Source organism: Arthrobacter sp. RCC_34, from assembly GCF_041360795.1.
In the GTDB taxonomy this organism is placed as follows: domain Bacteria; phylum Actinomycetota; class Actinomycetes; order Actinomycetales; family Micrococcaceae; genus Arthrobacter_E.
On sequence record NZ_JBFUPW010000003.1, the window covers coordinates 384043 to 409019 of the forward strand.

At 66.2% G+C, this 24977-nt stretch carries 23 protein-coding genes and 2 tRNA genes; 14 read left to right on the forward strand and 11 right to left on the reverse strand.

Going from position 1 to position 24977, the window contains the following annotated elements; genetic code table 11:
- Nucleotides 1–42: 42 nt before the first annotated feature.
- The 7 genes from AB6732_RS13495 to rpmH form a co-directional block, all read right to left on the reverse strand.
- Nucleotides 43–930 carry a ParA family protein gene (locus AB6732_RS13495; protein WP_370960587.1) on the reverse strand — a complete coding sequence of 296 codons (888 nt, stop codon included), beginning with the start codon at nt 928–930 and terminating at the stop codon, nt 43–45.
- A 319-nt stretch (nt 931–1249) separates the two neighbouring features.
- On the reverse strand, nt 1250–1954 hold the full coding sequence (rsmG, locus tag AB6732_RS13500; RefSeq protein ID WP_370960441.1) for a 16S rRNA (guanine(527)-N(7))-methyltransferase RsmG: 705 nt from the start codon (nt 1952–1954) through the stop codon (nt 1250–1252).
- A gap of 97 nt (nt 1955–2051) precedes the next feature.
- Nucleotides 2052–2573 (reverse strand): protein jag, encoded by a 522-nt coding sequence (locus AB6732_RS13505; RefSeq protein ID WP_370960442.1) that lies wholly within the window; start codon nt 2571–2573, stop codon nt 2052–2054.
- Nucleotides 2570–3532 carry a membrane protein insertase YidC gene (yidC, locus tag AB6732_RS13510; protein ID WP_278267712.1) on the reverse strand — a complete coding sequence of 321 codons (963 nt, stop codon included), beginning with the start codon at nt 3530–3532 and terminating at the stop codon, nt 2570–2572. Before yidC ends, AB6732_RS13505 begins: the two co-directional genes overlap by 4 nt.
- A gap of 14 nt (nt 3533–3546) precedes the next feature.
- Nucleotides 3547–3936, reverse strand: coding sequence for a membrane protein insertion efficiency factor YidD (gene yidD / locus AB6732_RS13515; protein ID WP_370960443.1), 390 nt, complete (start codon nt 3934–3936; stop codon nt 3547–3549).
- Complete coding sequence (gene rnpA / locus AB6732_RS13520; protein WP_370960444.1) at nt 3933–4331, reverse strand: ribonuclease P protein component; 399 nt, start codon at nt 4329–4331, stop codon at nt 3933–3935. Before rnpA ends, yidD begins: the two co-directional genes overlap by 4 nt.
- A 37-nt stretch (nt 4332–4368) precedes the next feature.
- Complete coding sequence (gene rpmH / locus AB6732_RS13525) at nt 4369–4506, reverse strand: 50S ribosomal protein L34 (RefSeq protein WP_003800212.1); 138 nt, start codon at nt 4504–4506, stop codon at nt 4369–4371.
- A gap of 463 nt (nt 4507–4969) precedes the next feature.
- On the opposite strand from rpmH, the gene dnaA reads away from it, so the two are divergent.
- The 12 genes from dnaA (at nt 4970) to AB6732_RS13585 (ending at nt 18133) form a co-directional block, all read left to right on the forward strand.
- Nucleotides 4970–6400, forward strand: a complete 1431-nt coding sequence (gene dnaA / locus AB6732_RS13530) for a chromosomal replication initiator protein DnaA (protein ID WP_370960445.1) — start codon at nt 4970–4972, stop codon at nt 6398–6400.
- A 564-nt stretch (nt 6401–6964) separates the two neighbouring features.
- Nucleotides 6965–8089, forward strand: coding sequence for a DNA polymerase III subunit beta (dnaN, locus tag AB6732_RS13535; protein WP_370960446.1), 1125 nt, complete (start codon nt 6965–6967; stop codon nt 8087–8089).
- Nucleotide 8090: 1 nt separating this feature from the next.
- Nucleotides 8091–9023: a phosphogluconate dehydrogenase (NAD(+)-dependent, decarboxylating) gene (gene gnd / locus AB6732_RS13540; protein ID WP_261372319.1), complete on the forward strand. Its 933-nt coding sequence runs from the start codon at nt 8091–8093 to the stop codon at nt 9021–9023.
- A gap of 9 nt (nt 9024–9032) precedes the next feature.
- Nucleotides 9033–10283, forward strand: coding sequence for a DNA replication/repair protein RecF (recF, locus tag AB6732_RS13545; protein WP_370960447.1), 1251 nt, complete (start codon nt 9033–9035; stop codon nt 10281–10283).
- Nucleotides 10273–10815, forward strand: coding sequence for a DUF721 domain-containing protein (locus tag AB6732_RS13550; RefSeq protein WP_144629615.1), 543 nt, complete (start codon nt 10273–10275; stop codon nt 10813–10815). Before recF ends, AB6732_RS13550 begins: the two co-directional genes overlap by 11 nt.
- A 362-nt stretch (nt 10816–11177) precedes the next feature.
- On the forward strand, nt 11178–13232 hold the full coding sequence (gene gyrB, locus AB6732_RS13555; RefSeq protein ID WP_370960448.1) for a DNA topoisomerase (ATP-hydrolyzing) subunit B: 2055 nt from the start codon (nt 11178–11180) through the stop codon (nt 13230–13232).
- Between the two features lie 79 nt (nt 13233–13311).
- On the forward strand, nt 13312–15981 hold the full coding sequence (gene gyrA, locus AB6732_RS13560; protein WP_370960449.1) for a DNA gyrase subunit A: 2670 nt from the start codon (nt 13312–13314) through the stop codon (nt 15979–15981).
- The gene (locus tag AB6732_RS13565; RefSeq protein ID WP_370960450.1) at nt 15978–16730 is read left to right on the forward strand and encodes a DUF3566 domain-containing protein; all 753 of its coding nucleotides are present in this window, start codon (nt 15978–15980) and stop codon (nt 16728–16730) included. Before gyrA ends, AB6732_RS13565 begins: the two co-directional genes overlap by 4 nt.
- Nucleotides 16731–16861: 131 nt before the next feature.
- A tRNA-Ile gene (locus AB6732_RS13570) sits at nt 16862–16935 on the forward strand.
- 30 nt (nt 16936–16965) lie between these two features.
- The gene (locus AB6732_RS13575; RefSeq protein WP_217640435.1) at nt 16966–17082 is read left to right on the forward strand and encodes a DLW-39 family protein; all 117 of its coding nucleotides are present in this window, start codon (nt 16966–16968) and stop codon (nt 17080–17082) included.
- An 11-nt stretch (nt 17083–17093) separates the two neighbouring features.
- A tRNA-Ala gene (locus AB6732_RS13580) sits at nt 17094–17169 on the forward strand.
- A 67-nt stretch (nt 17170–17236) separates the two neighbouring features.
- Entirely contained in the window at nt 17237–18133 is an 897-nt protein-coding gene (locus AB6732_RS13585) for a DMT family transporter (RefSeq protein WP_370960451.1), read from the forward strand.
- A gap of 45 nt (nt 18134–18178) precedes the next feature.
- On the opposite strand, the gene AB6732_RS13590 is transcribed toward AB6732_RS13585, so the two are convergent.
- Together AB6732_RS13590 and AB6732_RS13595 are read right to left on the reverse strand one after the other, a co-directional pair.
- Nucleotides 18179–19009 (reverse strand): glycosyltransferase family 2 protein, encoded by an 831-nt coding sequence (locus AB6732_RS13590; RefSeq protein WP_370960452.1) that lies wholly within the window; start codon nt 19007–19009, stop codon nt 18179–18181.
- A gap of 122 nt (nt 19010–19131) precedes the next feature.
- Nucleotides 19132–20184 carry a hypothetical protein gene (locus AB6732_RS13595; protein ID WP_370960453.1) on the reverse strand — a complete coding sequence of 351 codons (1053 nt, stop codon included), beginning with the start codon at nt 20182–20184 and terminating at the stop codon, nt 19132–19134.
- A 218-nt stretch (nt 20185–20402) separates the two neighbouring features.
- Between AB6732_RS13595 and AB6732_RS13600 the strand changes: the two genes are divergently transcribed.
- Complete coding sequence (locus AB6732_RS13600; protein ID WP_066213542.1) at nt 20403–20945, forward strand: peptidylprolyl isomerase; 543 nt, start codon at nt 20403–20405, stop codon at nt 20943–20945.
- Between the two features lie 6 nt (nt 20946–20951).
- Entirely contained in the window at nt 20952–21806 is an 855-nt protein-coding gene (locus AB6732_RS13605; RefSeq protein WP_370960454.1) for a rhomboid family intramembrane serine protease, read from the forward strand.
- A gap of 507 nt (nt 21807–22313) precedes the next feature.
- Here AB6732_RS13605 and AB6732_RS13610 read toward each other — a convergent pair.
- Together AB6732_RS13610 and AB6732_RS13615 are read right to left on the reverse strand one after the other, a co-directional pair.
- Nucleotides 22314–24356 (reverse strand): FAD-dependent oxidoreductase, encoded by a 2043-nt coding sequence (locus tag AB6732_RS13610; RefSeq protein ID WP_370960455.1) that lies wholly within the window; start codon nt 24354–24356, stop codon nt 22314–22316.
- A 299-nt stretch (nt 24357–24655) separates the two neighbouring features.
- Complete coding sequence (locus tag AB6732_RS13615; protein ID WP_370960456.1) at nt 24656–24907, reverse strand: cell division protein CrgA; 252 nt, start codon at nt 24905–24907, stop codon at nt 24656–24658.
- Nucleotides 24908–24977 lie beyond the last annotated feature (70 nt).

Below are 24977 nucleotides of genomic sequence, written 5' to 3' on the forward strand. Positions count from 1 at the left end.
TCAATCGCAGGGGTTTCTTCTCTAGTCGTTCGGCTTCACGCATCAGCTGCGCTCGGCGATCTCAGCAGCGGCTTCCAGATAGGAGAGCGCGCCGCTTGAGTTCGGATCATACGTCAGCACGGTCTGCTGGTAGCTCGGAGCTTCAGAGATTCGCACCGAGCGGGGGATGACGGCCGAGAGGACCTCCTGGGGGAAGTGCTCACGGACTTCCGCCGCCACCTGGGCCGCGAGGTTGGTCCGCCCGTCGTACATCGTCAACAGAATCGTCGAGACTCTCAGATCACCGTTGAGGTGCTTCTGAATCATCTCGATGTTCTTGAGCAACTGGCTCAGACCCTCCAGAGCGTAGTACTCGCACTGGATCGGGATGAGGACCTCCTGCGCAGCGCAGAAAGCGTTGACGGTCAGGAGCCCCAGGCTCGGCGGGCAGTCGATGAAGATGAAATCGAGCCGCTCCAGGCCCTGCTGCTCACGGTGTTTGGCATACACGTCGATCGCGCGGCGAAGCCGCTGCTCACGGGCGACGAGAGAGACGAGCTCGATCTCCGCCCCTGCCAGATGGATCGTCGCCGGCGCACACTGCAGACGGTCGATGTCCGGGCAGTCTGCCACGACTTCGGCGAGGGGGAGATCGTCGATGAGAACGTCGTAGATGGAGTCGACTTCGGCGTGATGTTCGATGCCGAGAGCCGTCGACGCGTTGCCCTGCGGATCGATGTCGATCACGAGGACATTCAGTCCCGCGGAAGCGAGGGCGGCCGCGATGTTCACCGTCGTGGTCGTCTTGCCGACGCCGCCCTTCTGGTTCGACACCGTGAAGACGCGAGTGGCTTTCGGCTTGGGCAGCACGCGGCCCGCGAGCTTCTCCCGCCGTCGCGTCTCGCTCGCCAGCTGCCGCGCGATGGGGCTTGACTCGTCAATCGAATCGATCACAGTACTCGCCTTCTTGCCAGACGTTTCACGTGAAACGCCTTCCTTCGATGCATTATCAACCGAATCAGGTTTCTTAGGCGCGGGTCGTGTCGGTACGCTGCGGACCTCCGTGGAGCGCGCGGAACCCAGCTGAACGAAGGGCGGGATCCGGTGCACGGTACTCTCGCGTTCACTCACGGGACACACTCTTTCTCCTGGACATCTCTCCGACCGACTTCTAGCCTAACCGCTCGACCCTCCGGCCGACGGGCGGCCTTCACAGAGCGCGCGCCCCGCCGACCGCGGCGGAAGGCATCCCCGACGGCGTTCGCCGAGGTCAGTTCTGCTTGCCGACTCTGACCCGAACCACCGTGGTGGACTCCTCGAGGAGCTCCTCGCCGCACACCACGATGTCCGTCTTCACGGCGCCGAGCTTCTTGAGCACCTTCTGGGCCTTCTCGATCTCGTCCTGAGCGCTCCGGCCCTTGATCGCCACGAGTTCCCCGCGGCCTTCCAGAAGGGGCAGGGTCAGCCGTGCCAGCTTGTCCAGTGCGCTCACGGCCCGAGCCGTCACCACGGTGAATTCCTCGAGCCCCACGGCGGCTTCGGCTCGGCCGCGCCACACCACCACATTGTCCAGCTCGAGATCGTCGATGACCTCCTGGAGCCAGATGCAGCGGCGTTCCAATGGTTCGATCAGCGTGAGGTGAAGGTCAGGCCGTGCAATGGCGAGACAGAGGCCGGGGAGGCCGGCGCCGGACCCGACATCCGCCACGACAGCGTTCTCGGCGATGCAGGATTCGATGACCGCGCAGTTGAGGACATGGCGGCTCCAGAGACGCGGCACCTCGCGCGGCCCGAGGAGGCCGCGTTCGATCCCCGATGTCGCCAGGTGTTCCACATAGCGCTCCGCGAGCGGCAGACGGTCGCCGAAGATGCGCTGCGCAGCCTCCCGCTCTCCGGCGGTCAACGTGGCGTCGGCCGCGGACACCTCAAGAGTGTTCTCAAGGTCCTGTGCCGACTCGTCCTGGATGGGGGACATCCGTTCCTCTCCTGATCTGATTCCGGGGCCGAGCGGCCCCTGATCTCCTGCGGGAAAAAGCGACCCGCCCGGTCCTGAGGGCCGGGCGGGTGGAAAGTCAGTCTGCGCTGACCACGATGTGCCGTCGGGGGCCTTCGCCCTCGGACTCGCTCACGAATCCGAGCTCAGCCACCGCATCGTGCACGATCTTGCGCTCGTAGGCGCTCATAGGCTCCAAGGCGACCCGGCCGCCGTCGTTCTTGACGCGATCCACGGCGTCCTGCGCGATCTTGGAGAGCTCCACGGTGCGGCCGCGGCGGTAACCGTTGATGTCCAGGACCAGGCGGGAGCGGTTCTCCGTGGCGGAGAGCACGGCCAGACGGGCGAGCTCCTGCAGAGCCTCCAGCACCTCGCCGTCCTGGCCCACCAGGCTGTCCAGCCCGTGGTTCTCACCGTCGGCTTCGATGGAGATGTAGGTGCGGCCGTTGCGGACCTCGATGTCGATGTCGCCATCGATGTCGGCGATGTCCAGAAGCTCTTCGAGGTAGTCCGCGGCGACGTCGCCTTCCTCGTCAAGACGGTTCACGTTCTCCGGAGCCTCGGTCACGGCGGTCTCCTCGGCGGGCGTCTCTACACTCACTTCTTCTTCTTCCGGTTGTTCTTGCGGCTCGGCTGGTAGCGCTGGCCCTTGGGCTTCTCCGGCTCGGCCGGGATGTCCTCGGGGGCGACCTTCTTACCCGTGGTGACGTCGATCGGGGCCAGACCCTTGGCCTTGCGGCGCTCGTTGAGCTCGCGGGCCGCCTGGGAACCGGGGGTCGGCATGCGGCGGATGACGTAGAACTGCTGGCCCATGGTCCACAGGTTGGAGACGGTCCAGTAGATCAGGACACCGATGGGGAAGTTGATGCCACCCACACCGAAGACGACCGGCAGGATGTAGAGAAGCATCTTCTGCTGGCGCATGAACGGGCTGGCCAGGGCTTCCTCGGACATGTTCTTGGCCATGATCTGCTTCTGGGTGATGAACTGCGAAGCGGTCATCGCCAGGATCATGATGATGGACAGGATCCAGACGGACACCCCGCCACCGTGGAGCAGCGCCGAGGAGAGCGGCGCACCGAAGATGGAGGACTTGTCGAACTCGACGACGTTCTCGTGGCTCAGGGCGCTGATGCCCTCGCCCTTCTCCTTGGCCTGCGAGATGCCGGACAGCACCTGGAAGAGGGAGAAGAAGAACGGCATCTGGATCAGCATGGGGAGACAGGCCGAGAACGGGTTGGTGCCGTGCTTCTTGTAGAGGGCCATCTGCTCCTGCGCCATCGCCTGGCGGGAGAGCTGGTCCGTCTTGCCCTTGTACTTCTCCTGGAGCTTCTTCAGGTCCGGCTGCAGGAGCTGCATGCCACGCTGGGCACGGATCTGCTTCACGAACACCGGGATCAGCGCCGCACGGATCACGACCACCAGGCCGATGATGGACAGGGTCCAGGTCCAGCCGGATTCACTGGGCAGGCCCAGGAACGTGAAGGCTTCGTGGAAGCCCAGCATGACAATGCTGACCAGCCATTTGAAAGGCGCCAGTATCGCCCCAAAGATGTCCATGATGTGTCCCTCAATCAGGCCGCGGAGCGGCGCTCTTCTTCAGTGGTCTTGGCTGCGGCCGGGGCGGGCCCGGTGTCCTGCGGCAGGTAGTCGTGCGGGTGGTTCAGCATGACGATCCGCGGAACCCGGTCCGCCGGCCACGAACGGCCGCCGTCCGGCACCGGGTCCAGGCCGCCGTCGCTCCACGGGTGGCAGTGCAGCAAGCGCCGGCCCGCAAGCCAGCTCCCTTTGACCGCACCATGGACGGTGACCGCTTCCAACGCGTAGGCGGAGCAGCTGGGGAAATACCGGCACACCTGTCCGTAGAGCGGTGAGACCGCCAGGCGGTACAGCTTGAGCGCACCGATCAGGATGTTCCTCGGCAGATCGATGACGCCGCGCACGACGGCGGACGCCACGTTCACGCTCGAGCCTCGCCGGAGGCGGTGTCCGCCCCGGCCCGCTCGCGCGTGCGCGCGGCAAGACGGCGCTGTGCCACGGCGAATGCCTGATCCATGTCCGCCACGAGTTCCTCCCAGTCCGCCTGTGCCGCCGCCGGCAGGGAACGCACCACCACATCGATTCCAGCGGGGTGGTCCTGCAGCAGTCGGGCACCGATCTCTCTCAACCTCCGCTTAACGAGGTTGCGGACCACAGCGTTCCCGACGGCCTTGGACACGATGAAGCCGAAACGGCCCGGCGCATCCGGCGACGAAAGGCACGCAGATAGAACTAAGTTCCGGCGCCCTACACGGACACCGGAACGAAGTGTGGTGGAGAAGTCGGCAGGAAGCCGCAGGCGGTTCTGTGCGGGAAGCACTCTGTCGCCAGGCCTGGCTCGGGTCGACTAGTCGGCTTTACGCCGAGAGCTCAGTGCGGCCCTTGCCACGGCGGGCAGCCAGGATGGCGCGGCCTGCACGGGTACGCATACGAAGACGGAAGCCGTGCTTCTTGGCACGACGGCGGTTGTTCGGCTGAAAAGTCCGCTTGCTCACGGTGGTTGCTCCAGTTGTTTGACGGGACGCGTCTACCTGGATCGCGGGGAAGCAAAGGCTGACGCAAAGTTTGTACTCACCCACGGAACGAACGGAACGGCTGGCTGCCATGTTCGGCCCTGAAGTGTGGGCGTGGACCCCCCATGAGGACATAGGGGACTAGTCAACGTTAGGGCAGGCGGGAGCAGGGCGTCAAATCTAGAGCATACCCACACCCATCCACAGGGGGGTGGACAAGAAGCTGTGGAAACTGTGGACGAGCACGGTTCCCGGCCATTCCGCGGAACCACATCGATGTAATTATCCACAGGCCGGAGGCTGGCTATCTTCTGGATTTTCGATCGTCTACAGTGTCTCAGTAGCCGTTTTCCACCGATTGTGCATAACACTGTGGAAAAGTGCGGTCCATCACGCCAGGACTGCGCGGCACGACGTACGGGAACCCCAGAGTCAGAAAGTCACGGTGCGCATGGACGAGAGCAATCACGCAGACACGGTCGGTGGTCCCTGGCGCCAGGTGGTCCATCTTCTGGAGCGGGATCCGCAGGTTTCCCCACGTCAGCGCGCTTTCGTCTCCCTCGCTCAGGCTCAGGGCCTGGTCGGTTCCACCCTCCTGGTGGCCGTTCCCAATGAGATGACCCGTGACGTCCTGATCAACCAGGTGAAGGATTCCCTGGACGCCGCCCTGCGGGAGGTGTTCTCAGACGAGATCCGCTGCGCGATCGACGTGGACGCCAATCTCTCTCCCGTCGTGCCTGCCGTGCCCGCCGCCGTCGTGATCCCTGAGGAGCTGGACATCGAGACGCCGGCCAGCGAGGTCCGGGCCCAGCCCACTCCGCCGAGCAATTCCCAGGAGTTCGGCCGGCTCAACCCCAAGTACCTCTTCGACACCTTCGTGATCGGGCAGTCGAACCGCTTCGCACACGCCGCCGCGGTGGCGGTCGCCGAGGCGCCGGCCAAGGCTTACAACCCGCTCTTCATCTACGGCGATTCCGGCCTGGGCAAGACCCACCTGCTGCACGCGATCGGCCACTACGCCCGGCGCCTCTACAGCGGCATCCGCGTCCGCTACGTGAACTCCGAAGAGTTCACGAACGACTTCATCAACTCGATCCGCGATGACGAGGGCACCAGCTTCAAGCAGATGTACCGGAACGTGGACGTCCTGCTGATCGACGACATCCAGTTCCTGGCCGGCAAGGACGCCACGATGGAGGAGTTCTTCCACACGTTCAACGCCCTGCACCAGAACAACAAGCAGGTGGTCATCACCAGCGATCAGCCGCCCAAGGCGCTCGACGGCTTCGAGGACCGTCTGAAGTCGCGGTTCGAATGGGGCCTCCTCACGGACATCCAGCCCCCGGAGCTGGAGACCCGCATCGCCATCCTCCGCAAGAAGGCCCTCAGCGAAGGGCTCTCCGCGCCGGATGAGGCGCTCGAATACATCGCTTCCCGCATCTCCAGCAACATCCGTGAACTGGAGGGCGCTCTCATCCGCGTGACCGCCTTCGCCAGCCTGAACCGTCAGCCGGTGGACGTGGCCCTGGCCGAGATGGTGCTCAAGGACCTCATCACCGATGAAGGCGCCCAGGAGATCACGGCGTCCCAGATCCTCGACGCCACAGCGGACTACTTCAAGCTCTCGCTCGACGAGCTGTGCAGCAAGTCCCGTACCCGGACGCTCGTGACCGCTCGTCAGATCGCCATGTACCTCTGCCGCGAGCTCACGGACATGTCGCTGCCGAAGATCGGCCAGGAGATCGGCGGACGGGATCACACCACCGTGATGCACGCCGATCGGAAGATCCGCGAACTGATGAGCGAACGCCGCCAGATCTTCAATCAGGTCACCGAACTGACCAACAAGATCAAGCAGCAGCAGCGAGAGGCCTGAGGCCCTTCGCGGAACCCACTCCTTATTAACTTAACAACACCTGTGGATAAACCTGGGGACAGTTAAGTGGAGAAGCCGGTCGAATGGTCTTAAAACCTCCTGCGACGCTGTGGATCCCCGAAATGACGCTGAAGCATTGCCCACAGGCACACTGCGGTTGTCGGCATTAACGCCCACAGCGAGTCAACAGGGAACTTCCGCGGAAGGACGCGGCTGGATCCGGTTATCCACAGAATCCACAGCAGTTATTAACACTACGAATCCCAAAAGATCTGAAAATCGTGAGATAACAACTTCCCTCCGCTCCGGCGCCCGTCCCACAACCCCGAGGCCTCCGGCCCCGGCGGGACCGGAACACCCCTCCACGGCAGGTCCCCGGAACTTCACCGGACGAACCGCCGAACGGCTGGATCCCGAGGTGAACCCGGCATCGCCGGATCCACTCGGATCCCGTGAGATCGGCCACCCGTGCAGCACTTGGCTCCGGGGCCGGGTATTCTTGCAAGCTGAATCCGACTAAGCTGGGCGCAACGAGCTCCCGTACTTGAAAGGCGGCACCCTTCCGTGAAGTTCAGAGTCGAACGGGACGTTCTCGCCGAGGCAGTGAGCTGGGCAGCACGCTCACTTTCTCCCCGGCCACCGGTACCGGTTCTCTCTGGTCTCCTCCTCAAGGCGGAACACGGAACGGTCAGCCTCTCGAGCTTCGATTACGAGACGTCGGCACGTCTGGAGATCCCCGCTGAGATCCGCGATGAAGGCACGATTCTCGTGTCCGGCCGTCTGCTCGCCGACATCTGCCGCAGCCTGCCCTCCGCACCGGTCGACATCGAGACCGACGGGTCCAAGGTCACCCTGACCTGCCGCCGCAGCTCATTCCACCTCGCGACCATGCCGGAGAACGAGTACCCCGCCCTCCCGGCACTGCCCGACAGCAACGGAATGGTCGACGGGGCCGCGTTCTCGCAGGCCGTCAGCCAGGTGATCATCGCCGCGAGCAAGGACGACACCCTGCCGATCCTCACCGGTGTGCGCCTCGAGTTCGAAGACGACCTCATCACGTTCCTCGCCACCGACCGCTACCGTCTGGCCATGAAGGAACTCCCCTGGGCGCCCACCGCTCCCGGACAGTCCATGTCCGCGCTGGTCAAGGCCAAAACCCTCAACGAAGTCGCCAAGACCCTCGGCGGCAGTGGCGAACTGAAGCTCGCGATCACCCAGGACGACTCCCGGCTGATCGCCTTCGAGAGCGCCGGACGTGCCACCACCTCGTTGCTGGTGGACGGCGACTACCCCAAGATCCGTTCGCTCTTCCCTGAAACCACGGCCATCCACGCCGTGGTCAACACCTCCGAACTCGTGGAGGCCGTCCGCCGTGTCTCGCTCGTCGCTGAGCGGAACACCCCGGTGCGTCTGGCTTTCACTGATGGACAAGTCCACCTCGATGCCGGCACGGGCGAAGACGCCCAGGCCTCCGAAGAGCTGGAAGCACGTTTGGAAGGCGAGGACATCACGGTCGCGTTCAACCCCGGTTACCTGATCGAGGGTCTGAGCGTCATCGAGACCCGGTTCGTCAGGTTCTCCTTCACCTCCGCTCCGAAGCCGGCCATGCTGACGGCTCAGGCGGAGCTCGAGGGCGAGGACTCGGACGACTACCGCTACCTGGTGATGCCCGTCCGCCTCCCGAACTGACGTGCGAAACCAGCTAAGGAAAGAAGTGGACGCCATGCACATTGGTTTGATCGGGCTCGGCAAGATGGGTTTCAACATGCGGCAACGTCTCCGCGATGGCGGCGTGACCGTCACCGGATTCGACCGCAACCCGGAGAAGACCGACGTCGCAAGCGTGGACGAGCTCATCAGTGCGCTGCCCACCCCGCGCGTCGTCTGGGTCATGGTTCCCGCCGGTGAGATCACCGACGCGCTGATCCGCGAACTCTCCGAAAAGCTCTCCCCCGGTGACCTGGTGATCGACGGCGGCAACTCCCGTTTCACCGAAGACCAGAAGCACGCCGCACTCCTCGCCGAGAAGGGCATCCGCTTCGTCGACTGCGGCGTGTCCGGCGGTGTCTGGGGCTTGCAGAACGGCTACGGCCTCATGGTGGGCGGCAGCGCCGAAGACGTCGAATCGGCCATGCCGGTGTTCGACGCCCTCCGTCCCGAAGGGCCCCGTGAGGACAGTTTCGTCCACGTCGGCGACGTCGGCGCAGGTCACTACGCCAAGATGGTGCACAACGGCATCGAGTACGGCCTCATGCAGGCCTACGCCGAAGGCTACGAACTGCTCGCCGCCAAGGACATCATCAAGGACGTGACCGGAACCTTCCGCGCCTGGCAGAAGGGCACCGTCGTGCGCTCGTGGCTGCTCGACCTCGCCGTTAACGCCCTGGAAGAGGATCCGGGTCTCGACAAGATCGCCGGCTGGGCCGATGATTCCGGTGAAGGCCGCTGGACCGTGGAGGAGGCGATCGCGAACGCGGTGCCCGCCCCCGCCATCACCGCGGCACTGTTCGCCCGTTTCGTCTCCCGCCAGGAGGACTCGCCCGCCATGAAGATGGTGGCCGCCCTCCGCAACCAGTTCGGGGGCCACGCCGTCAAGCAGGCCGGCACCGACGCTGCGCAGTAGTCTCCTGGCGTGTACCTGGCGCATCTCTCGCTGACGGATTTCCGCAGTTACCCTCAGCTTGAACTCCCGCTGGAGCCGGGCGTGACCGTCCTGGTCGGTTCCAACGGCGTGGGCAAGACCAACGTGGTGGAAGCGATCGGCTACCTTTCCACGCTCGGTTCGCACCGCGTCTCCTCGGACCAGCCGTTGTTGCGGTTCGGGACCGAGCAGGCGTTCATCCGGGCCCGGCTGGTCCGCGGTGAGCAGCAGGCCAGCGTGGAAGTGGAGATCAACGCCGCCAGGGCCAACCGGGCCCGCATCAACCGGGGGAACCCGGTGCGGGCCCGGGACATCCTGGGCCTGGTCCGTTCGGTGCTCTTCGCACCGGAGGACCTGGCCCTGGTCAAGGGGGAACCGGCCGTCCGGCGCCGGTTCCTCGACGAACTGCTCGTGACGCTGGAACCGCGCCACGCGGGGACGCGCGCCGATTACGACCGGGTCCTCAAACAACGGAACGCCCTGCTGAAGTCGGCCCGCGGCGGCCGGCTGTCCTCCGCACAGGAATCCACCCTCGACGTCTGGGATCACCACCTCGCGGCCAAGGGCGCCGAACTGCTGCACGCGAGGCTCGCTCTGGTCCGGAGTCTTCAGCCTCATATCGACACCGCGTATGCCTCCCTCACCGATGGTTCGAAGATCGCGCGGGCCCAGTACCGCTCCACGGTCGCCTTCGAGACCGAGGCGAACGAGGTGGACTCGCTGCCCGCTCCAACCGCAGCGGACGACGACGGCGGCCCCGCCGTCGTCGGGATCCCTGCGGCTGAGGATGACGCGGCGCGGCTCGCCGGAGACGACGTCGCCCGGCTCACCGAACGCTATCTGCTGGCGCTGAAAGCGAGTCGGCAGCAGGAAGCCGACCGGGGCCTGACCCTCGTGGGACCGCACCGCGAGGAATGGGAGCTGCTCCTGGGCCAGGCGCCCGCGAAGGGCTTCGCCTCGCACGGTGAGACCTGGTCCTTCGCGCTGTCCCTGCGCCTGGCCGCGTACTACGCCCTGCTAGAGGACGATCTGTCCGGAACGCAGGCGCCCATCCTGATCCTGGACGACGTCTTCGCCGAGCTCGACGCCCAGCGGCGGGCACGTCTGGCGACGATCGTGGCCACTGCGGAACAAGTGCTGGTCACAGCCGCGGTGGACAGCGATGTGCCCGAGGAGCTTGCCGGTTCCAGGGTCCGGGTGCTTCCCGGCACAGTCCTTCCGGGAGACGGCGATGGTGCGTGAACCGGATCCGGGCACACCCGAACAGGAGGGCCCGGACGCAGCACGTGACGCTTTGCGGCGTGCGCGCCGCGCTGCGGAATTGCGCGGCGAGATCCGGAGCAGGTCCACGTCCGGATCGCTCGAAGGTCCCCGGCCGGCGAAGAAGAAGGCCCGTCCGTCCCGCGAATTCGGGCTGGGCCGCGATCCTCAGGGCGTCGGGTCGATCATGGGACGGCTCGTGGTGGACCGGGGCTGGAGCTCGCCGGTCGCGGTCGGATCGGTGGTCAGCCAGTGGCCGTCATTCGTCGGTCCGGAGGTCGCCGCGCATTGCCAGGCGACAGGATTCGCCGGCACCACGCTGACGGTGCGCTGTGATTCCACGGCCTGGGCCGCCAACATGAGGCTGCTGAGGCCCAGCCTTCTGGAGAAGTTCCGGACCGAAGTGGGGCCGGGGATCGTGACGGTGATCGAGATCCACGGACCCAACCCGCCGTCCTGGAAGAAGGGGCGCCGGAGTGTGCCCGGACGGGGTCCGCGCGACACGTATGGGTGAAACGCTCCACGGCCTCCAGGAGCTCTGAACGCCCCGTGAGCCGTATCCCGGGCCATCCAAGAGCCCTCCGAGAGCGCCAAGAGCCCGTTGCGGGCCGGTCAGGGCAGTTTTTCTTCGCCAGGAGCGTCCCAGAATCAGGATTCGTTCAGTTCTAAAGGGTAGAATGAACGGTGAGGCTCAGAGCGCCGCTTCGTGACGGATCCGGCGCTCGACCCATGTCCCGGGACCGCACCGGCGGTGCCTCGCGCCGGAGGACCCATGGAACGAGCACCACACACGTCAGCCCGTTCACGTCAGCCGACCGCCGCAGCGGATGGCTGGCCGAGCACGCTTTAAGAGAGCAACGAAGGAAAGACACGCCTGTGGCCATTGAGAACGCCGAACACCCAGACGCCGATCCGCAGCAGGAAAGCGGATTGTCCGCCACCACGCAGCGCGACTACGGCGCCAGTGACATCACCGTCCTTGAAGGTCTGGAAGCCGTCCGCAAACGGCCCGGCATGTACATCGGTTCGACCGGACCCCGCGGTCTGCACCACCTCGTCTACGAAGTCGTGGACAACTCGGTGGATGAGGCCCTGGCCGGGTACTGCTCCCACATCGAAGTGGTGCTCCAGGCCGACGGCGGCGTCAGCGTGGTGGATGACGGCCGTGGCATCCCCGTGGACATCCACCCCACCGAGGGCAAGCCGACGGTGGAAGTGGTCATGACCATCCTGCATGCCGGCGGCAAGTTCGGTGGCGGCGGCTACTCCGTCTCCGGTGGTCTGCACGGCGTGGGCATCTCCGTCGTCAACGCGCTGTCCCGCCGCGTGGACACCGTGGTCCGTCGTCAGGGTCACGCCTGGCGCATGTCCTTCGCCGACGGCGGCAAGCCCATGGGCCCGCTGGTCGAGGGCGAGGAGACCGAGGAGACGGGCACCACCCAGACGTTCTACCCGGATCCCGAGATCTTCGAGACCACCGAGTTCGATTTCGAGACCCTCCGCGCCCGCTTCCAGCAGATGGCGTTCCTCAACAAGGGCCTGCGCATCACACTGACGGATGAGCGCGAGATCGAGACGCCCGACGAGGACCTGGACCTGGACCACCTCAACGAGGCGGAAAGCGGCCCCCGCACGGTGGTCTACCAGTACGACAACGGTCTTCTGGACTACGTGATCCACCTCAACAAGAGCAAGAAGACCGAGCTGGTCCACCCGGACGTGATCTCCCTCGCGACCGAGGACACCGACAAGCAGATCTCGCTCGAGATGGCGATGCAGTGGACCACGGCGTACTCCGAGAGCGTCCACACCTACGCCAACACCATCAACACGCATGAGGGCGGCACGCATGAGGAGGGTTTCCGCGCTGCGCTGACCACCCTCATCAACCGGTACGCCCGCGAGAAGAACATCATCAAGGAGAAGGACGACAACCTCACCGGTGATGACATCCGTGAAGGCCTGACCGCCGTCATCTCCGTGAAGCTCTCCGAACCGCAGTTCGAAGGCCAGACCAAGACCAAGCTCGGCAACTCCGAGGCCAAGGGCTTCGTGCAGCGTGCCGTGACCGAGGAGCTCGGTGACTGGCTGGAGCGCAACCCCGGCCCCGCGCGGGACATCATCCGGAAGGCGATCAACGCCGCCCAGGCACGCCTCGCGGCCCGGAAGGCCCGCGACAATGCCCGCCGGAAGAGCCCGCTGGAGTCCTTCGGCATGCCCGGCAAGCTCTCCGACTGCTCCTCCAAGGACCCGTCGCGCTGTGAGGTGTACATCGTGGAGGGTGACTCCGCAGGTGGTTCCGCCAAGCGCGGCCGCAACCCGGAGACCCAGGCGATCCTGCCCTTGCGAGGCAAGATCCTGAACGTCGAGCGTGCCCGCCTGGACAAGGCTCTCGGCAACGCCGAAGTGCAGTCGATGATCACGGCGTTCGGCGCCGGCATCGGTGAGGACTTCGATCTCGAGAAGCTGCGGTACCACAAGATCGTGCTCATGGCCGATGCCGATGTGGACGGCCAGCACATCACCACGCTGCTCATGACCCTGCTGTTCCGCTACATGCGGCCGCTCATCGAGAACGGGTACGTCTACCTGGCGCAGCCGCCGCTGTACCGCATCAAGTGGTCCAACGCGACGCACGATTACGTCTACAGCGACGCCGAGCGTGACGCCGCGCTGGCCAAGGGCCAGGCCGAGAACAAGCGCCTGCCCAAGGAGAACGGCATCCAGCGTTACAAGGGTCTCGGCGAGATGGACTACACCGAGCTCTGGGACACCACCATGGACCCCGACCGCCGCACGCTGCTGCAGGTCACCATGGATGACGCCCTCGCCGCGGACCAGGTGTTCTCGGTCCTCATGGGCGAGGATGTCGAATCCCGCCGTAACTTCATCCAGCAGAACGCCAAGGACGTCAGGTTCCTGGACATCTAGGCGAGCAGGCGACGGCGGCCGAGTGCCGCCGTCGTGCGCCTGATCCGGAACTGATCAACGTGAAACGAAAGACGGAACGATGAGTGACGAAACTCCCGAAATCCCTGGCATGAAGAGCCCCGAGGCCGCCATCGAGGGCACGCTGGTGGACCGCGTCGAGCAGGTCGACCTGCAGACCGAGATGCAGCGCTCCTACCTCGATTACGCCATGGCCGTGATCGTGGGCCGTGCCCTCCCGGACGTCCGGGACGGCCTCAAGCCGGTGCACCGCCGCGTGATCTACGCGATGTACGACGGCGGCTACCGCCCCGACAAGGCGTTCAGCAAGTGCGCCCGCGTGGTCGGCGACGTGATGGGCACGTACCACCCGCACGGTGACATGGCGATCTACGACGCCCTCGTCCGTCTCATCCAGGACTGGGTGATGCGCTACCCGCTGGCGCTCGGTCAGGGCAACTTCGGCTCCCCGGGCAATGACGGCGCGGCCGCCCCCCGGTACACCGAGACGAAGATGTCCCAGCTCGCCATGGAGATGGTGCGGGACATCGACGAGGAGACCGTCGACTTCCAGCCCAACTACGACGGCCGCAGCCTCGAGCCCACCATCCTGCCGGCGCGATTCCCGAACCTGCTGGTCAACGGGTCCTCCGGCATCGCCGTCGGCATGGCCACCAACATCCCGCCGCACAACCTTCGCGAAGTGGCGGACGGTGTGCAGTGGTACCTGCAGAACCCGGAAGCCACTCGCGAAGAGCTCCTCGAAGAGCTTCTGGTCCGCATCAAGGGCCCGGATTTCCCCACCGGCGCCACGATCCTGGGCCACAAGGGCATCGAGGACGCGTACCGCACGGGCCGTGGTTCCATCACCATGCGTGCCGTGGTCAACGTCGAGGAGATCCAGGGCCGCACCTGCCTCGTGGTCACCGAGCTGCCCTACCAGGCGAACCCGGACAACCTGGCCGTGAAGATCGCCGAACTGGTCAAGGACGGCAAGGTCCAGGGCATCGCCGACCTCCGTGATGAGACCTCCGGCCGCACCGGTCAGCGCCTCGTGATCGTGCTCAAGCGCGACGCCGTGGCCAAGGTGGTCCTGAACAACCTCTACAAGCACACCCAGCTGCAGGAGAACTTCTCCGCGAACATGCTGGCGATCGTGGACGGGGTGCCGCGCACACTGAGCCTCGACGCGTTCATCCGCCACTGGGTGGCGCACCAGTTGGACGTCATCGCCCGCCGGACCCGGTACCGTCTGCGCCGTGCCGAGGAAGAGGCTCACATCCTGCGCGCGCTCCTCAAGGCGCTCGACATGCTGGATGAGGTCATCGCCCTGATCCGCGCGTCCAGCACCACGGAGGCCGCCCGCGACGGTCTGATGGAGCTGCTCGAGATCGACGAGCTCCAGGCCCGCGCCATCCTGGACATGCAGCTGCGCCGTCTGGCCGCCCTGGAGCGCCAGAAGCTCCAGGAGCGTCACGCCGAACTCGAAGCGCTGATCACCGAGTACAAGGAGATCATCGCGTCCGAGGACCGCCAGCGTGCCATCATCTCCGAGGAGCTCGCCGGGATCGTCGAGAAGCACGGTGACGACCGCCGCACGCAGATCCTGCGCGGCTTCGACGGCGACATGTCCATCGAGGACCTCATCCCCGAGGAAGAAGTGGTCGTCACGATCACCCGTGGCGGCTACGTCAAGCGCACCCGCAGCGACAACTACCGCTCGCAGCAGCGCGGCGGCAAGGGCATCAAGGGCGCCCAGCTGCGGGGCGACGACGTCGTCGAGCACTTCTTCGTCACCACCACCCACCACTGGCTGCTGTTCTTCACCAACCTGGGCCGCGTGTATCGCGCCAAGGCGTACGAACTGACCGAGGCCGGCCGCGACGCCAAGGGCCAGCACGTGGCGAACCTGCTGGCCTTCCAGCCGGACGAGCACATCGCCCAGGTCCTCGACCTGCGCGATTATCAGCAGGCCCCGTACCTGGTGCTCGCCACGAAGGGCGGCCTGGTCAAGAAGACCCGCCTGGAGGACTACGACACCAACCGCAGCGCCGGCGTGATCGCCATCAACCTGCGCGACGGCGACGAAGTGGTCTCGGCCCAGCTGGTCAGCGAGACCGACGACCTCATCCTGGTGTCCCGTAAGGGCCAGTCGATCCGCTTCACCGCCGACGACGAGGCACTGCGTCCCATGGGCCGCGCCACCTCGGGTGTCACCGGTATGAAGTTCCGCGAGGCCGACGAGCTTCTCGCCGCCGATGTGGTCACCGAGGACTCCTACGTGTTCGTGGTGACCGAGGGCGGCTACGCCAAGCGCACCGCGGCCGACGAATATCGCCTGCAGAACCGTGGCGGCCTGGGCATCAAGGTGGCCAAGCTCGCCGAGGAACGCGGTGACCTGGTCGGCGCTCTCATCGTGGATGAGAACGACGAAGTCCTCGTGGTCATGGAAGGCGGCAAGGTGGTCCGCTCCTCGGTGCAGGGCGTGCCCGCCAAGGGCCGCGACACCATGGGCGTCATCTTCGCCAAGCCGGACAAGAACGACCGCATCATCGGCGTCGCGCGCAACAGCGAGCGTGGTCTGGAGGCCGAGGATTCCGGTGAAACACCGGACGATGCCGCAGGCGATGACGTAACGTTGAGTCAGAACACGGACGGCGCCGATGCGTCCGTCCCCGTCCAGGACACCGAATCCGGCGAATCCGGTTCGGACGATCCGCAGAGCAATGAAACCAGTGGAGGTACCGCGTGAGCCCCTCGAACTCGAGCCCCTTTGAGAGCCGACCGACGAAGGACGAAGGCTCCGCGAACCCATCCGGTGGTTCCGCCGACAAGGGCGGTCAGCCGTCCCGGCCGGTGGCGTCCCCCTTCGAAGCCCCGCAGCAGCCGAAGCCTCAGGCCAAGCCCGCTGCGGAGCAGCAGCGCCAGGCTCCCGCATCCCGTCCGGCTCCGGCCGTGAGCAAGTCTCCCGTCCCCGGCGCCACCGGTGCGGCCCAGGGTGCTGCGAACGCTTCGCGTCCCGCCGACGCGCGGCCGGCGCAGGCACGCCCGGCCCAGGCCCGTCCTGCTCAGGCTCCTGCGGGTCCGGCTGCGTCCGCCGCGACCGCGGGGCTCGTGAAGCCCGCGCCCAAGGCGAAGGTGCGCCGCGCCAAGCTCATGATCAGCAAGGTCGACCCGTGGTCGGTCCTGAAGATGTCCTTCCTGCTCTCCGTGGCCCTGGGCATCGTGACCGTGGTGGCCGCCCTGGTCCTGTGGACCGTGCTGGACCTGACCGGCATCTTCAACCAGGTCAACAAGCTCGTGGGTGACGTGGCCGGCAGCGAAAGCGGCGGCTTCGACCTCCGGAAGGTCGCCTCGCTCGGCCAGGTGGTCTCCTTCTCGACGATCATCGCCGTGGTCAACGTCGTGCTCCTGACGGCCATCTCGACGCTGTCCGCCGTGCTGTACAACCTCGCCGCCACCCTGGTGGGCGGCGTGGGCGTCACGCTCACGGACGACTGAACGGCCCCTTCGAGAGCCAGCCTCTGATCGGCCGGGACACCGTGTGGACGGTGTCCCGGCCGATTTGGATTGGACAGGGAAGTCCTGTAAAGTCTTATCTCGGCCCGATCGAGGAGACTCGTAGGCTGTGGGGGCGTATAGCTCAGGCGGTTAGAGCGCTTCGCTGATAACGAAGAGGTCCCAGGTTCAAGTCCTGGTACGCCCACGGAACACCGAGTTCACGGAACGAGGCACCATGAAGAAATTGCTCGTCATCGCACTGGCAGTCGCTTCCGTGGTCATCGTGAAGAAGGCCCGGGAGTCCGAAGCCCAGAAGGGTGCCTGGAAGCAAGGAACCGATACGGTTTCCTGACCGGGATTTCTGGGGGCATGGCGCAATTGGTAGCGCACCTGCTTTGCAAGCAGGGGGTTAGGGGTTCGAGTCCCCTTGCCTCCACCAGCACAAAAGGATCGTCGCAAGACGGTCCTTTTGTTTTGCCCCCACGACGACGGCGGAAGGCTGAGGCATGAACGCACTGATGGCCACGCTGGGCATCCTCGGAGTCTCCGCCTCGGGTCCGTTGGTCTCCGCCACACTGGCGGGCACCACGGTCGGGGCTCTCGCGATCGCCTTCTGGCGCAACGCGATCGCCGCCGTCGTGATGGGCGCTCCCGAACTGGCCCGTCGCCCGCAGTCCTTCACCCGGGTGAGCCGCCGTTCCCTCGTGTGGAGCGGCGTCGCGGGAGTTGCCCTGGCCTTCCATTTCGTCTGCTTCTTCTACTCGCTCGAACTGACCAGCGTGGCCGCCTCCACGGCGCTCGTCTGCCTGCAGTCGGCCTGGATCGCCCTCATCCAGCTCTTCCGCGGCACGAAGCACTCCTGGCACGTCCTGGCGGGGCTGGGGGTCTCGTTCCTGGGAGTCGTGGCGATCACGGGCTTCGACCTGGGATCGTCCCCGCAGGCGCTCTGGGGTGACATCCTGGCGATCCTGGGCGGCATCCTGGCGGGTGTGTACACGCTGGCCGGCAGCAAAGCCCGGGAGGACATGACGACGGGCGCCTACACGGGCATCTGTTACGCGTTCTGCGCCCTGGTGGTCCTGGTGCTGGCACTCGTGGGGCGGCAGCCGCTGGTCGGGTTCGAGCTCAACGGCTGGCTCGGCATCCTGGCCATCACGGTGGCCGCGCAGCTCCTCGGCCACACCTCGCTGAACTACCTGGTGGGCCACATGAGCGCCCTCGTGGTGTCCATGCTGGTGCTGCTGGAGATCCCGGGAGCCGCGATCCTGGCGGCGGTGTTCCTCCATGAAGTGCTCCCCGCGGGGACCTACGCCGGCCTGGCCCTGATCATCGCGGGCCTCGCCGTGGTCATCGCAGGGCAGCGGGGCAAGCGGGAGAAACTCGCGGAAGCCCCCATCGACTGACGCCGCCGGGCGGGAAGTCCAGCCCGGACGGCGGCCTGCCGCGTCCTAGACTCCGCCGCGCTCCGGCACCGCCGCCGTCGCGCTGTGGATGGCGCGGAGGATCTTCGCCGGGAAGTAGACGGAGTAGAACACCACCATGGGAGCCTTCAGGGCGATCTTCTTGATGTTGTGGGCCTTGTAGGTGCGGTCGAAGCGGGTCACGTAGTAGCTGTAGTCCCGCGGTGAATCCTCGAGGCGCCGCGCGGACATCCCCGAGACCATGGTGGGGACGTATTGGACGCGGAGGCTGTGCTCGGCCAGGTGCAGTGAGAGGTCGATGTCCTCGTGCATCTCGTCCTTCTCATCCAGGCACGTCTCGGAGCGGATGATCTCCCAGGCGCTCTTCCGCAGGGCCATGTTGGAGCCGAAGAGGAAGTGGTACTCGTGGCGGGCCAGCCGGAGCATGAGCTGCCGCATCCGGTCGTCGGCCTTCTGACCCCAGCGGCGCAGCGGCATGTCGTAGTAGAGCACGGGACCGGTGGCCGCCTGCACGGTGGGGTCCAGGAAGGCGTTCTGCACCTGCTCGACCCATTCGGGTTCCAGGACGGAGTCGGCGTCGATCCGGCCGAGCACTTCACCGCTGCCGTAGTCGAGCCCGGCGTTGCGGGTGGGGATCAGCCCCTGGGCGTCATTCTGCGCGACCAGGTGGATGGGCGATTCGGGGTATTCCAGCTGCATGGACCGGACGATCTCCGCCGTCCGGTCCGTGGACTTGTTGTCCACCACGATGATCTCGTGAGCGGGGGAACTCTGGTAGATGGCCGCCGTCAGGCACTGGCGGATGACGCTTTCCTCGTTGTAAGCGGGGATCACGATCGACACACTGGGCCGGTTCACTCAGTCCTCGATTTCCAAAACACGGATGCGCCCGGTGGGGCTTGATCCCCTCAAACATAGCAAGACGCCCCGCCGGCAGGGTTGCCGGCGGGGCGTCTTGCGGTGAACGGTGCTGCGGAAGGCTACTTGCCGTCCGCGGCGTCCTTCACCTCGGAGGCGACCTCTTCGGCCTTGTCCTTGGCTTCCTCGACCTTCGCCTTGCCCGCCTCGGCGGTCTTCTGGCTGGCCTCGTGGATCTTCTCGGCGGCGCGGCGTGCCGTGGTGCGGGCGCGTTCGCTGACGTCGGAAGCGGACTCCGATGCCTTCTCCGCGGACTCCTCCACGGCGGCCTTGGCCTCCTTCACTCCGGCTTCAGCGGCGTCGCCGGCCTTCTCGGCGACGTGCTGCGCCTTGGTGGCGACCTTTTCGCCGGCGTCCTTGACGGCTTCCACGACGGCGGGTGCGCTGTGTGCGGGGCCGGAGGACTGGGCAGGGCGGTCCTGAGGACGCTCCGCCGGCACCTTCCACGGATCCTGCGTGGGGCGCGAGGCCCTCCAGACGGCCACGCCGGCCGCGACCGCGGCGCCGATCACGGCGACGACCAGGAGGCCCTTCTTCTTGCCCTTCTTCGGCTTGGCCAGCTGCTGGTTCGCGGCATCAGCGGCGGCCGAGGCGATCTGACGGCCCTGCTGGCCGAGCTCGGAGGCCTGCTCCTGCAGCTGATTCACCACGGGGGAATCGGCGAACCGGCGGGCGACGGCGTCGATCTGCTCGGGAGCCTGCTCGAGGCCGTGGTGCACGGCCTCAGACGCCTTGCCGAGCTGCTCGGAGATCAGGGGGAGGTACTCGCTCACCACCTTGTCCCGGGCGGTGGCGAGAGCCGGGGTGGTCTTGTCCAGGGCTTCCTGGATGCGCGGGCTGGCCTCCTCCACGGCGTCGTGGATCTTCGGGCCGAGGTGGGCCAGGCCTTCCTGAAGACGAGGGGTCACGGTGGCGACGCCGTCGGCCAGGTTGTGGGCCGCGCTCTTGAGACCGTCCTGGATCTTCGGCGAGGCCGTCTCGATGCCCTGCTGGATCCGGGGCACAGCCCAGTTGACGGCCGCTTCGACACGCGGCGCCGCCCAGTCACGGGCCTGTTCGATGCCCTGCGTCACGCCCTGCTCAAGGTCCCGTGCGGAATTGACGGTCTTTTTCATGGTGCCTCCTAGCATCAACACTTCCTGTGGAGTGAAGCCCGTCAGTCCCATGACGGCGACCGGCAGGCACTCTGCAGTGCTTGGTGTCCTTAGCAGTCAGCCTAGTTGCATTTCCTGATGTGCGGCTATGTGGAATGTGTCGCGGCGCAAGATTTCACCCACCGCGGAACCCAGCCCACCTCCAGGAGCCCCTCAGCGCTGCGTGGGAGAATCGGGACATGAGTATTGCAACCGCCAAGGCAACCATCCACACCAACCAGGGCGACATCGTCGTCAACCTCTTCGGCAACCACGCGCCCAAGACGGTCAAGAACTTCGTCGGTCTCGCCACCGGCGAGCAGGCCTGGACCCACCCGGAGACGGGCGAGGACAAGACCGGCACCCCGCTGTACGACGGAACGATCTTCCACCGCATCATCAAGGACTTCATGATCCAGGGTGGCGATCCCCTCGGCCGCGGCGTCGGCGGCCCCGGCTACCGCTTCGACGACGAGATCCACCCCGAGCTGAACTTCAACGAGCCGTACAAGCTGGCCATGGCCAACGCCGGCATCCAGATGGGCCAGGGCACCAACGGCTCCCAGTTCTTCATCACCACCATCCCCACCACCTGGCTGCAGGGCAAGCACACCATCTTCGGTGAGGTGGCTGACGAGGAGTCCCGCAAGGTCGTCGACGCGATCGAGGGCGTCCGCACCGGCATGGGCGACCGTCCGGTCGAGGACGTGGTGATCAAGAGCATCGAGATCGAGCAGCTCTAAAACCGCATGAGTTACGGAACCCCGGCGGCCGGAGCGGTCCCTGTCTGTCCACGCCACCCTGACCGAGTCTCCTATGTGAGCTGCCAGCGCTGTGGCCGGCCGGCCTGCCCGGAATGCCAGAGGCCCGCGGCCGTCGGGGTTCAATGCGTCGATTGCGTCCGTGAGGCGCAGGCGTCGGCGCCGCGAGTCCGCGGTGCATTCGGCGGGGCCGTGGCCTCCGGCCGCCCCGTGATCACCTGGGGGATCATCGCCGTGTGCGTGGCGGTCTACGCCCTGCAGTGGCTGATCCCCGGTGACTTCATCTTCCAGAATTTCGCGTTCGCGAACATCTACGCGGGCTCCGAGCCGTGGCGCATGCTCACCTCGGCCTTCCTGCACTCACAGGGCAACATCCTGCATCTCGCCCTGAACATGTACACCCTGTGGATCTTCGGCCAGGCCCTGGAACCGCTGCTCGGACGAGCGCGCTACCTGGCCCTGTATCTCATCTCCGCGGTGGGCGGATCCGTGGGCTATCTCCTGCTGACCCCCTGGCTGCCGGTGGTGGGCGTCGTCGGCGCCTCGGGTGCGATCTTCGGCCTCTTCGGCGCCATGCTGCTGGTCCAGCGCCGTCGGGGCGGGCCCATGACGCAGTTGTGGGTGCTGCTCGCGATCAACCTGGCCTTCGGCTTCCTGGTGTCCGGCATCGCCTGGCAGGCCCACCTGGGCGGCCTGGTCACGGGAGCCGCGTGTGCGGCCGTCCTCGTGGGCACCGGACGCTCGCAGCGGGCGCCGCTCTGGCAGTGGCTCGGACTGGGCCTGGTCACCGTGGTTCTCGTCATCCTGACCGTGTGGAAGGACAGCACTCTGCCGCTCCCGTAATCCACAGGGGTTGTCCACAGTGTTAATAAATTACAGCCCTGTAGTTCAGAGGCGCTGAGTCCGGGATTGAGCCGGTCTCCGTGAAATCCCCAGATGTTATCCACCCCTGTGGATAACATCTGGGGATTTTCTTGTGGATTTGTGGGCGACGTGGTCAGACGGGGAATCGGCCCCGGCCCGGTGCTCCGAGGCGGCCTGCCGACCCGCCCGGCGCGAAGCGAGCGGCTCAGGGAGCTGTCGGGTCTCCGGCAACGCTCTATCCACAGGAGATGTCCACAGCTGTGGCTTTCTGTGGATCGGTACATGACGCATCATCGAACCCGGATCCCCGCCATGGCGGCTTGGAGCGCAGTTTCCCACAATTCCTGTCCACAGCTGTGGATAACTTGGTCATGATCTATGCAGAGGGTGTGTGTAATCCAGAGTGGACGCTCACTTAGTCCGCTCGGCAGCGGCTCGGCGGCATTGGGGCGGCAAGCGCTTGACGCGCCCTCCCGGTATGGCGGCTCAGAATGCCGCGGCGAGCTCCGTGCCTTCGCGGATCGCGCGTTTCGCGTCGACCTCCGCGGCGAGGGCCGCTCCGCCGATCACGTGGACGCTCTGTCCGAGCCGCTCCAGTTCCCCGGCGAGCGAGTTCACGGACTCCTGCCCGGCGCAGATGACCACGCTGTCCACCTCGAGGACGCGCGCATCCTTCCGCTCGGCGCCGAAGCTGAGGTGCAAGCCGGCGTCGTCGATCTTCTCGTAGTTGACGCCGCTCAGCTGCACCACGCCCTTGGCCTTCAGGGAGGCCCGGTGGACCCAGCCCGTGGTCTTGCCCAGTCCCGCGCCGATCTTGCCCTCACGGCGCTGCAGCAGGTACACGGTGCGGGGGCTGGGCTGGTGTTCGGGACGCTCCAGGGCGCCCGGGGCGGCGGGGTCGGTGCTGACGCCCCACTCTCGGCGCCACAGGTCCAGATTCAGACTCGGCGACTCCTGATGCGTGAGGAACTCGGAGACGTCGACGCCGATGCCGCCCGCGCCGATCACGGCAACCCGGGATCCGGCCGCGCGGGCGCCCCGGACGAGCTCCGCGTAGCTCATGACGCTGGGGTGCTCGATACCCGGAATGGCGGGCATGCGTGGTTCGACGCCGGTCGCCACGACCACCTCGTCGAAGGCGCCCGCCAGTTCCTGAGCCGTGGCCCGCTCGTTGAGGCGCACCTCCACGTCCAGCAGCTCCAGGCGCCGCGTGTAGTACCGCAGGGTTTCGGAGAACTCCTCCTTGCCGGGGATGCGCTGGGCGATGCCGAACTGCCCTCCGATCGTGTCTCCCGCTTCGAAGAGCGTGACGGAGTGCCCGCGTTCGGCGGCCGTCACCGCGGTGGCGAGTCCGGCCGGCCCGGCCCCGACGACGGCGACGCGCTTGCGGAGCACGGTCGGGCCCAGGGTGAGGGTGAGTTCCCTGCCCGCACGGGGATTCACCAGGCAGCTGACCTTCCGGCCCGAGAAGGCGTGATCCAGGCACGCCTGATTGCAGCCGATGCACGTGTTGATCTCGTCCACACGACCGTTCGAGGCCTTGAGGGACCACTCCGGATCGGCGAGCATCGGACGCGCCAGCGAGACCGCCTGAATGCCGGTCCCGGCCAGGATCTTCTCCGCGACGGCCGGCATGTTGATCCGGTTCGACGCCGCGACCGGGATCGTCACGGCCTTGGCGACCACCTCGGTGAATTCGGTGAACGCGGCGCGCGGCACCGAGGTGACGATGGTGGGGACGCGGGACTCATGCCAGCCGATGTCTGTGGTGATCATCCCGGCGCCGGCCGCTTCGAGTTCGCGGGCCAGGTCCAGGATCTCCTCCTGGGTCTGGCCCTGAGGGACCAGGTCCGCCATCGAGAGCCGGAACAGGACCATGAAACCGTCCCCGACCGCCGCGCGGATCCGGCGCACGATCTCCACCGGCACACGACGCCGCGCGGCCGGGCTCCCGCCCCACTCGTCGGTGCGCTGGTTGCTGCGCGAGCTGAGGAACTGGTTGATGAAATAGCCCTCCCCGCCCATGATCTCGACGCCGTCGTACCCCGCGGCCTGCGCCAGCCGCGCACAGCGGACGAAACCGGCGATCTGGCGCTCGACGCCGCGGGAGCTGAGAGCGCGGGGCGTGAACGGGGTGATGGGCGCCTTGAGCCGCGAGGGCGCCACGATGAGCGGGTGGTGGCCGTAACGGCCGGCGTGCAGGATCTGCAAGGCGATCCGGCCGCCATCGCGGTGCACGGCCGCCGTGACCTTGCGGTGCGCGCCGAGCTGGCGGCGGGAGGTGAGGCTGGATCCGAACGGTGAGAGCCATCCACTGAGCGTCGGGGCGTAGCCGCCGGTCACGATCAGCCCGGCGCCGCCGCGGGCGCGCTCGGCGTAGAAGGCCGCGAGGGCGTCCGCGTCCTTGCGGTGGTCCTCGAGACCCGTGTGCATGGAACCCATGATGATGCGGTTCTTCAGCCGGACGCCGTCGACGGTGAGCGGGCTGAACAGCAGGGGGAAGGCCTCGGCCTGGGAGCTGTGGTTCACGCCACTATGTTACTCGTCAGTAACTTGTTTGGCCAAGGGTTTCGGATGCTTTTTCCACAGCTTGTCCCCATTGTGGGTAACTTACACCTGTGTAAGTCAGGGTCCCGGAATTGCGGGGATCGGGCGGCGGGGCCCGCGAGGAGTCGGTTTTCCCACAGAAATATCCCCACTGTGGATAACTTGCCTGTGATGTTGTGGACGGGACCGGCGATGGTTCTCCGCTCCGCGCCCCTTCCCCGGAAACGACGCAGGACCCGCCCCCCGGTGGGGACGGGTCCTGTGACCAGGGCCGGTGTGGTTCAGGACCGCCAGCGGGTGGTCATGAGGAACCCGACCAGGAGCAGCCCGAATCCGACGCCGATGTTCCAGCCGTTCAGTGCCGGGATCGGCAGGAGACCGCTGGAGATGTAGAAGGTCATGATCCACAGCAGGCCGAGGATCATGAGGCCGAACATGACCACCTTGTACCAGGTGGGGGTCGGCTTGATCGCCTTGCCCTGGGTGGCGGCGGCCGGGCGGGACACGCGGCGTCGCTGTTTCGACTCAGGCATGGGGCTCCTCCATTGGTGTTAAGCGGACGACCAGCCGGCCTTGATATCCTGCTGGGACACGCTCGACCGG

Excerpts from the sequence above, each read along its gene's own strand:
- AB6732_RS13600 (WP_066213542.1), top strand. The coding sequence starts at position 20,403 with ATGAGTATTGCAACCGCCAAGGCAACCATCCACACCAACCAGGGCGAC.
- AB6732_RS13595 (WP_370960453.1), bottom strand. The coding sequence starts at position 20,184 with ATGAAAAAGACCGTCAATTCCGCACGGGACCTTGAGCAGGGCGTGACG.
- AB6732_RS13605 (WP_370960454.1), top strand. The coding sequence starts at position 20,952 with ATGAGTTACGGAACCCCGGCGGCCGGAGCGGTCCCTGTCTGTCCACGC.
- AB6732_RS13615 (WP_370960456.1), bottom strand. The coding sequence starts at position 24,907 with ATGCCTGAGTCGAAACAGCGACGCCGCGTGTCCCGCCCGGCCGCCGCC.
- AB6732_RS13550 (WP_144629615.1), top strand. The coding sequence starts at position 10,273 with ATGGTGCGTGAACCGGATCCGGGCACACCCGAACAGGAGGGCCCGGAC.
- AB6732_RS13575 (WP_217640435.1), top strand. The coding sequence starts at position 16,966 with ATGAAGAAATTGCTCGTCATCGCACTGGCAGTCGCTTCCGTGGTCATC.
- rsmG (WP_370960441.1), bottom strand. The coding sequence starts at position 1,954 with ATGTCCCCCATCCAGGACGAGTCGGCACAGGACCTTGAGAACACTCTT.
- gyrA (WP_370960449.1), top strand. The coding sequence starts at position 13,312 with ATGAGTGACGAAACTCCCGAAATCCCTGGCATGAAGAGCCCCGAGGCC.
- AB6732_RS13585 (WP_370960451.1), top strand. The coding sequence starts at position 17,237 with ATGAACGCACTGATGGCCACGCTGGGCATCCTCGGAGTCTCCGCCTCG.
- yidC (WP_278267712.1), bottom strand. The coding sequence starts at position 3,532 with ATGGACATCTTTGGGGCGATACTGGCGCCTTTCAAATGGCTGGTCAGC.